The 12,062-nt window shown below is 71.3% G+C and carries 5 protein-coding genes and 1 pseudogene; 4 read left to right on the forward strand and 2 right to left on the reverse strand.

From position 1 onward, the window contains the following. Positions 1-76: 76 nt before the first annotated feature. Positions 77-2,215 carry a P-loop NTPase fold protein gene (locus OHA58_RS00915; protein WP_405475267.1) on the forward strand — a complete coding sequence of 713 codons (2,139 nt, stop codon included), beginning with the start codon at positions 77-79 and terminating at the stop codon, positions 2,213-2,215. Between the two features lie 360 nt (positions 2,216-2,575). On the opposite strand, the gene OHA58_RS00920 is transcribed toward OHA58_RS00915, so the two are convergent. Together OHA58_RS00920 and OHA58_RS00925 are read right to left on the reverse strand one after the other, a co-directional pair. Next, the gene (locus tag OHA58_RS00920) at positions 2,576-3,448 is read right to left on the reverse strand and encodes a phosphotransferase family protein (protein ID WP_405475270.1); all 873 of its coding nucleotides are present in this window, start codon (positions 3,446-3,448) and stop codon (positions 2,576-2,578) included. Between the two features lie 350 nt (positions 3,449-3,798). Continuing rightward, positions 3,799-4,326: pseudogene (locus tag OHA58_RS00925) on the reverse strand (alpha/beta hydrolase); the annotation flags it as partial. Positions 4,327-4,328: 2 nt separating this feature from the next. On the opposite strand from OHA58_RS00925, the gene OHA58_RS00930 reads away from it, so the two are divergent. From OHA58_RS00930 to OHA58_RS00940, 3 genes are all read left to right on the forward strand, one after another. Continuing rightward, positions 4,329-4,670: a hypothetical protein gene (locus OHA58_RS00930; RefSeq protein ID WP_405475273.1), complete on the forward strand. Its 342-nt coding sequence runs from the start codon at positions 4,329-4,331 to the stop codon at positions 4,668-4,670. 631 nt (positions 4,671-5,301) lie between these two features. Continuing rightward, the gene (locus OHA58_RS00935) at positions 5,302-7,962 is read left to right on the forward strand and encodes a DUF6603 domain-containing protein (protein WP_405475275.1); all 2,661 of its coding nucleotides are present in this window, start codon (positions 5,302-5,304) and stop codon (positions 7,960-7,962) included. Beyond that, positions 7,959-12,005, forward strand: a complete 4,047-nt coding sequence (locus tag OHA58_RS00940) for a hypothetical protein (protein ID WP_405475276.1) — start codon at positions 7,959-7,961, stop codon at positions 12,003-12,005. Before OHA58_RS00935 ends, OHA58_RS00940 begins: the two co-directional genes overlap by 4 nt. Positions 12,006-12,062 lie beyond the last annotated feature (57 nt).

The raw sequence follows: 12,062 nt of genomic DNA on the forward strand, positions 1-12,062 counted from the left end.
TCGACATCCAACCGAATGCGTGACCTCCTACGCCGACGGGCGGCGTGGTGGCGATACGGTCCGGCACGATATGTCGATGAGCGACGCGCGCTTCTTCAACGACGAGCCTTTCCTCAACGACGAAGGGCCTGACCTGCTGGGACGTGAACAGTACGCACAGCACGCCGTGGAGCTGCTGGGGCGTGTCCGGGCCCAGACGGAGGCAGGCGTCCTGGCTTTGATCGGCCCCTGGGGTTCCGGTAAGTCGTCCGTCCTGGGCAAAGTGATACGCCTCCTGCAGCGACAGGACGACCGCGAAAACTGGCTGATCGCGGAACTCAACCCATGGCTGTACTCCGACCTGGAGACGCTGACCGCGGCACTCTTCAGCGAGGTCCGAGCCGCCCTCCCCAAAGGAAGGCGCTGGTCAGAAGTCCGTAAAACGCTCGGCGGCTTCGGGCAAGCCATCAGCCCCTTGGGCAAGCTCACCGCGCTGGCGGGCCTCGACTCAGAGGGCCTGATCAAGGCTTTCAGCGACCGCATCAGCGGAGACACCAGCGCCTCGGCGGCCAAGCGGAAGGCCGAAGAGGCCCTGCGGCGGGCAGGCCAGCCCGTCCTCGTCGTCATGGACGACCTGGACCGCCTCACCCCCGACGAACTGCTCCTGGTCTTCAAGCTGGTGCGTCTGGTGGGCCATCTACCGAACGTCTACTACCTGATCAGCTTTGATGAGCAGACGTTGCTGGACGTCCTGCAACGCAGCGACCTCGTGGGAAACAGCGAGGCCAGGGCCCGCGAGTTCCTGGAAAAGATCATCCAGGTACGGCTCGACCTTCCCGCGTTCCGCGAACGCGACGCCGCCGCCATGAGCATCCGCGCACTCAACGCCCTTCTGGACTCCCACGGCCTGTCCATGACGCCAGGCGAGGAACGACGCTTCTCCGAGGCCTACTTCCGGCACCTGCAAGCCAGGCTCCAGACGCCACGGGCCGTCAAACGCTACTTCGGGCAGGCCGACGCCACCCTCGGCTCCCTCGTCGGAAACGTGGACCTGGTCGACTTCCTCATCGTCACCTTCCTGCGCACCAACGAGCCCGGCGTCTACCGGCTCCTGGGACGGCACCGCGCCGAGCTGACCGGCACCAGCATCGACCCAGCACAGCGACACAGCGCACAGCAGCCCGGCGAACGAGCCGACCGCTGGCGCCGCCGCCTGCGCGAAGCCAGCGTGGCCGAAGAGCACATCGAAGGCGTACTCAAGCTGCTGGCCCTGCTGTTCCCAACGGTCCAGAAGGACCTCGGCAACGGTAGCGACACGAAGGCCGCCGCTCAACGCCGCGGGATCGGCAGCACCGACTACTTCGACCGGTACATGGTCTTCGGTATCCCCGACGACGACCTCCCCGAAGCCGCCTTCGACCAAGCCCTGGCCCAGGTGACCGCCGACGCCCCGGGAGAGGAAGCAGCCGAACTGCTACTCCGCCTGCGCAACGACACCCACCGCATCACCCGCCGAATCGAGCAGCGCCGCACCGCAGGCATCCGCCTCCCCGCCGCTGCGCTACTCAAGGCCATAGCAGACAGCTACGGGCAACTGACCGCCGAACCGGAAATGATGGGCCTGGTCAACAGTGGCATGAGCCTGCAGTTCCTGGCCCGGGACCTCCTCACCGACCTCCCACCGGAACAAAGAGCCCCAGCACTGGCCGCCATGGCTGCCACCCCCGACGGAACCGTCCTGGCCACTCGGACATTGCACCGCGCTACCAACCCAGACAGCAACGACTCCGAGGAAGTACAGACCACCGAAGACTGGTCACTTCAAGCCCGCAACGCCGTAACCGAGCGGATCGCCCAGCACCTCACGCCCACCACGGGCAGACCCACCGAGGAACTCACCGAGTCCGACACCGACCTGATCTGGATGTGGCGCCACACCCACCCCGACAGCCTGCGCCCCTGGCTACGCCAACGCCTCGACAACGGATGGGAACCCCTCCCCCTCCTGGGCAAACTCCTCCACCCCACATCACGCCCGCACCGCCTCATCGACGAGAGTGTGCTGGCCGGCCTCGACGCAATGTTCGGTCTCGACGACCTCTACACACGCCTGGCCCCCCTCCTCCAGACCCAGACCAGCAACAACTCCCCCGACGAACACCACGCCAACATCCTCCAAGCACTCCGCGAGCACCGCCCCAGCCAACCCTCACCCCACAACGGCACCACCACCTGACCGCCCCCGAAAAAGGGGCCCGCGCCCCTTCCTCGAGTAGCGGCCCAATCCATTTGTCGCGGGTGGCGACGACGCGATGTGGCCGTCTTTGCCCTTCGCCGAACACTTGGCGCAACGCCAACGCTCGACCGACGCCCCGGCGAGACTGATTGCCCGCCACGATGCCGGCCACCGACCACGTCTTCCGGGTGAGAGCCCGGCATCGGCCTCCCCACACTTCCAGTACGGCGGCACGCCCGAAGCTGACGCACTCCTGGGCGCTGCTGCGTGGCCGCACATCCTCGACATGCTCGGCAGCGGATGCTGACAGACGAAGGGCGGGCGGGTGCTGAATGGCGAGGACCCGCGCCGCCAGTCGAATCACCGGGCGTGGAGCAGCTCGCGGATGTCCTGCCAGTCACGATCGATCGCTTCCACCCGCTTGTCCCGCCAGGTGGAGGGGGGAACGGCTCGGTGGTTGCGGAGTTCTCGCACGAGCAGCACGGCCCGGTTCAGGGTAAAGGCGGCACGGGCGGATGAGGATCCGGCTGCTACCAACTCCTCGATCTGTGCGCGGGCTTCCGCGGTGGTGGCCAGGACGGTCCAGAGCACTGCCAAGTCGTGTCCTGGCAGGTAGCGTCCTGCGTGCTCCCAGTCGATCACCGTGGTCCGTCCGTCGGGCCCGAACACGAAGTTGGTCGGCAGCGGGTCGCCGTGGCCCGGCACCAGGTCGGTGCCGACCTGGTGGAGCAGGTCGGTCAAGGCCTGGTGGTCCTGCCGGGTCGTCAAGCCCTGGCGGTGATCGCGGTCAAGGCGTCCGAGGTAGTCGGGGGTCCGGGTGAGCACGTCGGTGGGAGGCCGCCACTGGGCAAGGTCGGTCATCGCCTCGATCATCGCGGTGACGTGTGCCGGGTCCAGGGCCTGCAACGGGAACCGGTCTCGGCCGGGGACGGGGGGACGGCCCGGGGCGTGCTCGATCAGCAGTACGCGGTGCTGCTCGTCTGCGGCGATGAGGGCGGGGACGCGCACCGGCGGCGGTGTGTCGGTGAAGCATCGGTAGGCCTCGATCTCCGCGCCGAACTTCTCCGCCCAGAGCGGTTCCCGGCTGGTCAGAAGCTTTGCGATGGCCGGTCCGTCCTCGCATGCTCCCGCGATGAGCAGGGACTTCTCGGTGCGGGAGAGGAGTGTGATGGGGCGGAAGTCCGGTCGTAGCCGGATGGCCGCCGCGGCGGTGCTGGTGAGTTCGTCGGGCACCGGGCGGGCTCCTCGGGGTGTCGGGGCGCGGGCGGCCGGCTGTTCGCGGCCGGTTCTGCGCAGCAGCGGGGCGTAGAGCTGTCGATTGCAGAACGAGAACGCCGAGTACGCCGGAGCGGCAGTACCGGCCTGATTGGTCCGGCCCTGTCCTTCGGCAGACTGACGTCTTGTCAGTCCCGCGTGCGCCCCTGCATCGCACAATGCGTGTTCAGGTGATCCGAGCACCATAGTTGCGGAGGCTCGCCAACCTGGCCAATTAAAGGAGCTCGTCGGCCCGCATGGTAGCGCTCGTCACGTTCCAACGCCCCGGTCGCAGCCACTCGTTGATGGCCGCGACGAGGACCGTCGCCTCATAGCGTGGTTGTAATCCCCCGGTCTGCCCGGCCCGGTGCGTCCGAGGCATCGAGCAGTTCCAGGACCAGGTCGATGACCAGCGCCGGCTGGCCCACAAACGGAGAGTGCCCCGTCTCCGACTCGCGAACGGAGTCGCAGCGCGCGGCCATGACCTGTTGGAGAGCCGGCGCGATAGCTCGGTCCCTCGTGCACACGACGTACACGGAAGGGGCATGTTTCCAGCTTTGGCGTTCCGGTACTCCTCGTCCGCAGCCGGCCGCCTGGGCTCGTAGCAGTCCCGCTGCCCAAGCGGCCAGGCGCCCAGGGCGGTCTGCATACAGAGCATCCACGGCCCGGCTTGCGTCAAGGCGCGTAGAACCGTCGGTCTGCGGCTCGATGGCGGCCTTCAACTCGGCAGAGGCGCCGCCCAAGCCCGCCGCACTCTCACCCGTATCCGGCACGAAGGCCGCCAGATACACCAGACGCCCGACTCCGCTCAGACCAGTGATCACCGATCCTCCGTAGGAGTGGCCCCGCGCTCGCGGCCGTGCAAGCCGGCACTCCGTTCGCCGACCCCCTGCACGTCGAGGTACTGCGCGACCTGGTCGTGCTCCACTATGTGCGCTCGCACCGCTATCGCGGCGTGTACACCAACGCGTTCAAGACTGTGAGCGTGAATCTCCGCAGCAAGCTCATCAAGCAGTATCCGGAGCAGCTCCGCCGCGAGGCGCTGCGCCAGACCGGGCTCCATCTGACCGGCTCGCCGGGCGACCCCGCGACTGCGTCTCGGGGACTCCGGGCCAACACGCGCGGCCGTCGTTTTGGCGCGACCGCCGGGACACCGCACTTCGGTCGGGCCGCCGAAGAGCTGAAGACCAGTCAGGTCTGAGAGGCGGCGCAGGCGCTCGGCGCGGTGTGGTGGGAGCCGGGCGCGGCGCGGCGGTTCGTCAGTTCGGACTCAACTCCGCGCGGTGCGACCGTGTGAAGGCCGTCCGGCGAGGCACCCGCAGACGACGCACGCCGAGCCTGCGGCACCTGTGACTGCGCCCGCGACTGAGCCGACGGGGAGGCGAAAGCTGGCCACCTGTCGGCCCCCGGAAACGGCCGCCACCGCCGTTCCTCGGCCTTGCCGTCTGCCAGGTCAGCCGCCGCCACATCCGACGGCTTTCCTTTGGGAGTTCGAGGCCGTCCACGGCCGCCGCCCCTTCCGCTCTGCGGGCTAACCAGGGCGCCGCCCTCTCGCGTCGACACCGATCCCGGCCTGTGCTTTTATCGAAGAAGGCGGTGCATGCCGCACCTCTTGCAAGGTAACCCGCCACAGTGCACGCGGTCGTCCGGGCGGAGGGGAACGGGCCGGGCGGAGCGATGCGTTCACCCAGGCCGGACAAGGACGGCCCTTTCCTTGCTGCACGACCGGGCGGTCCGCACGGACGGCACTCCGGTCGGCGCGAGCCGCGAGGCCAATGATCACTGTCAGTTCCGTAGTGAGGAGCCGTCGTGCCGCACACGGATGTGACCCCATGAACGAGACCGTTGCCGATCTGGCCGCGCAGCTGCGGACCGGGCTGGCCGCAGTCCTGCCCCAGCTGGGTGCACTGGACGTCACGCAGAGGCGAGCCAAGCTGGCTCAGGCGCTCGGACTGCCGGGGGCGCAAGTGACGCCCTCGGCGCTGCTGTCCCGCATCGGCGTGCCGCAGAGCGATCAGGCGGGCGACCTGTGGCCCAAGCTGCTGGCGCTGCTCGCCGACTCGGCGGACGGCGCGGCCGCGGGCTGGAACCTCACCGTTCCGGATGTCCTCGTGGTCACCGCGGACGACGTCCAGGTCCTCGGCGTCACCCTGCCACCGGAGATCTCCTTCACCGTGCGCCTGGGCACCCTCCGGCTGGCCGACGTGCTGGAGGTACGGCAGGACATCACGCTCACCCTCAGCGTGCCGTCCGACCCCGCGGGTGCCGCGCTGCAACTCTCCGTGCGCGGCATGCGGCTCACCCTGCCCACGGACGCGCTGCTCACCCTGCTCGCCCCGGGCGGGTCGGCCCTGGAAGGTGACGTCCAGGCCGGGCTGGACATGAAGGGGGTCCACTTCCAGGGCGGCGGGAAGAACGGCCTCGCGGTGCCGCTGAGGGCCGCACCACCGGGTCTGCGCGCGCCCGCCCTGTATCTGGCGCCCGCCGGTGGCGCGCTGCGGTTCACCGCCTCCTTCGGCGCCTCGCTGCTGGGCCTCGCCGACGCCACGCTCGACGGCATCGGCAGCGAGCTCGCCCCCGGAGCCCCGGCCACCCCGGTACCCCCGAGCGGCATGGGCCTGAGCATGGCGGTGGGCCCCGCGCGGGGCAGCGGCTTCCTGGAGCGGCGCGGTGACGAGTACCGCGGCGCCCTGGGGCTCGCCCTGGGAGTGGTGGACGTACGGGCGTTCGGCATTCTGCGGCCCAGCGAGCCGTCGCTCCTGCTCGCCCTCAGCGCCCACTTCACGCCGGCCGTGGAACTCGGCCTCGCCTTCACCCTGAACGCGGTCGGCGGGATCGTCGGCATCGGGCGCGCCATCGACCGCGCCGGCCTCGCGGCGGCCGTGCAGTCGGGCCACCTGGACGATGTGCTGTTCCCGGACGATCCGGCCCGGGCCGCGCCGCGAATCCTGGACACGCTGGCCTCGGTGTTCCCTGCCCGGCGCGGCAGTCAGGTCGTCGGGCCGACCTTCCGGCTGGGCTGGGGCCGCCCGGTGTCCTTCGTGACCGCCGACCTCGGACTCGTCCTGGAACTGCCCAGTGGTGTCGTCGCCCTGTTCGGCCGGCTCAGGATCGCGCTGCCCGCCCCCGAGGCGCCGATCCTCGACCTGCGGGCCTCCGTGGCGGGAGTCATGGACCCGGGAGCCGGACTCGTGGAGATGGTCGCCGACCTCGCCGGGTCCCGGCTGCTCAGCGCTGGTATCGAGGGCGGGATCGCGCTGCGGATCAAGACCGGCTCCGATGCCGCGTTCATCCTCAGCGCCGGCGGGTTCCACCCGCGCTTCCCCAAGCCCGACGCGTTCCCGGTGCCCCGCCGGCTGTCCATCGCCATCGCCGGCGCCCCCGCCCTCAGCATCGTCTTCACCGGATACTTCGCCGTCACCCCCGGCACCGCCCAGGCGGGAGCCACGCTGACCGCCGTCATCGGCACGTCCGACACCGGAGTGAGCGGACAGCTCGGCTTCGACGCACTGCTGCGCTGGGAGCCCAGCTTCGGCGTCGTGCTCGACCTGTACGGCTCCTTCCACCTCCGCTTCGACGGCCACAGCCTGTGCTCGGTCGACCTGCGGGTCCGTGTCGAGGGGCCAACCCCCTGCTGGCACGTCGCCGGACGGGCCTCCGTCTCCCTGTTCTTCATCGACGTCAGCTTCCCGTTCGACGAGCACTGGGCCTGCACCGGTGCCGTCGGGGCCCCGCCCGCTCCCGACATCGCACCCCTGCTGGAACGCGAACTCGACAACCCCCGCACCTGGGAGCCCGTGCTGCCCGACGGCGCGGCCGGCCTGGCCGCCCTGCGGAGCGACGGCGCGGACACCGGCCGGCTGCTGCACCCGCTCGGCCGGCTCCGCTTCAGCCAGCGCGTGGTGCCCCTCGACATCGCCGTGACCCGGTTCGGCCCCGGCCGTCTGCAGAACCCGACGACCATGGCCGTCGCCGTACGCTTCGGCGACGGCAGCGGGGCGGTCCAGCCGGTCCGTGAGCAGTTCGCGCGCGCGGACTTCTTCGACCTCACCGACGACGAGAAGCTCACCCAACCCGCGTTCGAACAGCTCCGCTCCGGCAGCGAGCTGACCCCTCCGGCGGCCGGGGGCGGCGTGCCCCGCCGCACCGTGGAGGTGCGCTACGAGACCAAGTGGCTCGGCGAGCGCGGCTCCCCGCCCCTGCCGCGCGCCCCCTGGCCGCTGGCCGAGACCCACCTGCTCGCCGCGCTGCGGCACGGGGCGGTGGCGACCAGCGCGGTCCACGCCGACCGGACCCGGTACGTCTCCCCGCCCGCGCCGACGGCCCTGAAGGCACCGTCGTACGCCGTGGCTGACGTCGACACCCTCACCGAGGTCACCGAGCTGGGACGCAAACCCACCTTCACCGAGGCCGCGCTGTCGTTCGACGCCCCCTCCGGTCGCACGCAGCTGCTGCACGTCGTCCCCCCGTACGAGCTGAAGGCCACGCCATGACCGGATACGCGTTCGCCTCGTGGGACCGGACAGGAGCGGCGGCGTCACTGACGGACGTCGACGACCTGCAGCGCACCACGCCCGTCCGCGGCACCCTCGCGGCCTTCGCGTCCGTCAACGGACGCCCCGAACGGCCCGTGCCCGTGCACCTGTACGGCCCCGGGGACGTACGCGCCCTCGATCCCCGGCAGATCGTGCGGGTGTACCCGCTGCCCGGGACCCCCGACGCCGAGACGACCAAGTTCCCCATGGTCGAATTCGACCGCACCGACCTGCCCTGGCTGTTCACGCCCCTCGCCGCCACGTCCGGCGGGGAACTGCGCCCCTGGCTCGCGCTGGTCTGCGTTCCCGCCCGGCCCGCCCGGCTACGGCGGGAGCCCGGCCGGCCGCTCCCCGTCCTGCGCGTGCCCGGCACCGAACTCCCCGACCCCGCCCACCTGCACCTGTGGGCGCACGTCCAGACCGTCGTCGGCCACGAGCAGGACCCGCGCGCCTGCGTCTCCCGGCTGCTCGCCCCGCGCCGTCTGCTGCCGCACACCGACTATGTGGCCTGCCTGGTGCCCACGTTCGAGGCCGGACGGCGGGCCGGGCACAACGAGAGCGGGGGAGACCTGGCCCCCGCGTGGAGTGCCGGCGCGGACAGCGACCTGCCGGTGTACCACTCGTGGACCTTCTCCACCGGGGAGGCCGGGGACTTCGAGACCCTCGCCGACCGCCTCCGGTGCCGCCCCATCGGGGGAGCGGGCCGCAGGCCGATGGACATCAGCCGGCCGAGGCCGCAGGACCCCGGTCCCGGGCCGGTCGTCCAGCAGGTCGAGAGCGCCCTGTGCAGCCCCGACCTCGGCCCTCGCGACCCCTGGCCGGTCGACGCGCACAGCACACAGTGGCAGAGCGCCCTCGCCGCCTCGCTCGAAGGCGTCCACAGCGACGACAGCGACGACGACCCGGAGGTTGCCCCTCCGCTGTACGGCCGGTTCCACGCCCTCCTCGCCAAGGCGGTACCAGGATCGGCGGGCTGGCTGGACACCCTCAACCTCGACCCGCGCTGGCGCGTCGCCGCGGGCCTCGGCACCAGTACCGTCCAGCGCGAGCAGGAGCAGCTCATGGCCTCGGCCTGGACCCAGCTGGCCGACGTGCGGGCCGCCAACCGCTTCCTGGACCTGGCCCGGCTGGCCCGGCTGGTCGGCGCCCGGCTCCACGAGCGGCACGTACGGCCGCTCACCACGGACGAGTTCCTCCACCTCGCGTCACCGCTGCGTACACGCACGCTGCTCGGCGCGGTAACACTGGCGAGCACGGTGCACGCCAGCGCCCTGCCCACCGCGATGGCCACGACCACCTTCCGGCGTGCCGTCCGTCCGCTGGGCCTGCTCAGCAGACGGGTCACCCTCGTCGCCCAGCAGCAGAACGGGGCCGCGGTTCAGCAGCCGTTCGCCACCACGCTGACCAAACTGGCGGCGACCGGCACCGGACTGGCCGTCACACCCCGCAGTCCCGACGGCACCGTCGCCTTCGCCGTCGCACCGGAACGCGTGGTCCTCGCCGACCGGCTGCCCGCCGTCCGGGCCGCCCTCGGCGTGTCCACCATCACCACGCCCGCCTGGCAGGTTCTGGCCGGCGAGGTGATCCGCCGCGCGCAGACCCGCGAGCTCACCACCGCGCAACTCGCCGCCGTGCCGGCCCTGCAGCCCACCCCGCTCGACGCCGTCTTCCGGCTCGGCACCGTACGGGAACTCGGCGTACCCGCCCAATTCCTCGCCGACACCCGGCTCACCCCGCAGGGCAGCCTGATCTTCCCGTCCGGGCGGACCGCCCCCACCGGCCTGCTGACCACCTCGGACAGCACCACCACGACGACCTTCAAGGGCATGTGGTCCGGTCCGTGGAGGCCGTCGACCGAGGGCTCCAGCTGGAAGGGCGAGGCCCGTGGCACCTTCGGCCCCGGCGGCACCGGCCCCGGCAGCTGGCGAGGCGTCTTCTCGGGCGTGTGGGACAACCCGACCCTGGGCAGGCAGGGCGGCTGGCGGCTGGTCTTCACCGGCAACTGGGAGACCCCCGACGACCACGGGACCTGGCAGGGCCTGGCCGCTGGCGGGTGGGACGACCCGTCGGACACCTCCGACGGCACCTTCAACGGCATCTGGCGGTCGCAGACCGCCCACGGCACCTTCCACGGCACCTGCCCCGGCACGTGGGACTGGGACGAGAGCGGCGTCGCGGGAATCTGGCGCGCCGACTGCTCCGGCGGCTGGGAACGGCTCACGGACGGCGCCCCGCCCGACGGAGAGGTGTGGACACCCGAGAAGCTGGGCGAGATCCTCGCCGGCTGGCAACAGGGCGGCGGCATCCCCCTGGGCAGCTTCCTCGGGCAGGGAAGCCTGCCCGGCCTCGCCGACCGGCTGCCCGCGCCCTCCGTCCTCGCCCTCACCCCTGGCGACACCCACGGGATGGTGGTCGGCGCACACGACCAGGTCTTCCGTCCCGCCGACGTGGCGCCCCTCCCACCCCGGGACCCCTTCCCCGCACCCGCGGCCCACGCAGCCGTCACCGACCAGATCCACCCCCACACCACCGTGGACACCGTCGTCGGCTCCCGCATCGAGCACCCGGCCCCCGGTGACAGCACCGCCCCCATCCAGTGGGCGCCCACCTACCCCGACGCCATGTGGCGCCCGCTGGCCGGTCAGTCCACCGAGTGGATGCTGGCCGGGCTGAACAAGGTGCCCCCCGACAGCGCCGCGCTCGCCGTGACCAACCCCGCCTTCGTGGCGTCGTACATGGTCGGCCTCAACCACGAGTTCGCCCGCGAACTGCGGTGGCGCGAATACCCCACCGACCAGCGCGGTACCTACTTCGCCTCCTTCTGGGGCACCGGCGCCGAGATGCCGCCCCTGCACCAGTGGCAGACCGGTTCCCCTCTCGGCACCCATCTGACCGTCCCGGCCGACCGCGTGGTCCTCCTGCTGCGCACCGCCCTGCTCCGTCGCTACCCCGGCGCCCTCGTCTACGCGGCTCCTCTGCTGCCGCCGGCACCGGACGGCGCACGGGAACCCGACGACGCCCACGCCCAGCACCCGATCTTCCGCGGCGGCCTGGACCCCGACACGGCGTTCCTCGGCTTCGACCTGCGGCTCGGCGAGATCCTCGGCCACGACTGGTGCTTCGTCATCGCCGAACAGCCCACCGAACCCCGCTTCGGCCTGGACGATCCCACGGACCAGGTCCTCGCCAGCCCGCCGCCGCCCGGCCTGTGGGGCCGCACCTACGTGCCGCCGGCCGAGACAGTACCGCCCACCGACGCCGACGACTGGAACAACCTGGACTGGAGCCACTTCTTCGACTCGCGCCTGAAGTTCGAGGACGCGAGGCACGCTCCGGGAGACCGGCGCCCCAACGTCGCCCTCGGTGATCTGGTGTGGGGCGACAGCGCCGCCGGTATCGCCCGGCAGTGCTTCCAGCAGCCCGTACGGGTGGTCATGCCCGCCGAACGACTCCTGAGCCCGCAACCGCCGCTGTCCGCGCTGGACTTCGTCCATTGGACATCGGCCGGGCCGGACAGGGCGGTGGGGACACTGCACGGTCACCAGGTGACGCTCTCCGGACCGATGGGAACCGCCTTCGACTTCCATGACGCCTCTCCCGCATTCGCCAGGCCCGAGTTCACCCCGCGACTGGCCGCCACCGGCTTGCTGGAGATCCGTGGCGGCGCGGACCACGCGTTCACCCTCGACTTCGGCACCGTGCTGCACGACCCGGTCTTCCACCTGGGATCCTTGCGGTCGGTCCTGACGGTCACCTCCCCGCCGGGTACGGCTGTCGCCCGGCTCAGTGGCGACGCGCACTTCCGTGTCACCGCGAACACCGTCTCGGGGCCGGACGACACACCCGGGCCCGACGACTCGAACGGGAGCGTCCGTCTCGCCGGAGCCTTCACCACCGTCACGTTCACCCTGGTCCCGACCTTCGTCGGCGGCAGCATCGTCGACGGTGTCCTCTTCCAGGTCGGCGGGGCGCAAGCCGACGGCGGCGGGCCGGGTCCGTAGCGAGTCCAGGTCGCCACTCCGCTTCCAGGAGCCGCACGGATCGTCATGCCGGCGAAC

Source organism: Streptomyces sp. NBC_00009, assembly GCF_045040855.1.
Classification (GTDB): Bacteria; Actinomycetota; Actinomycetes; order Streptomycetales; family Streptomycetaceae; genus Streptomyces; species Streptomyces aureus.

What these genes read in the sequence shown, in the direction of transcription:
- OHA58_RS00935 (WP_405475275.1), top strand. Translation starts at nt 5,302, where the DNA reads ATGAACGAGACCGTTGCCGATCTGGCCGCGCAGCTGCGGACCGGGCTG.
- OHA58_RS00940 (WP_405475276.1), top strand. Translation starts at nt 7,959, where the DNA reads ATGACCGGATACGCGTTCGCCTCGTGGGACCGGACAGGAGCGGCGGCG.
- OHA58_RS00915 (WP_405475267.1), top strand. Translation starts at nt 77, where the DNA reads ATGAGCGACGCGCGCTTCTTCAACGACGAGCCTTTCCTCAACGACGAA.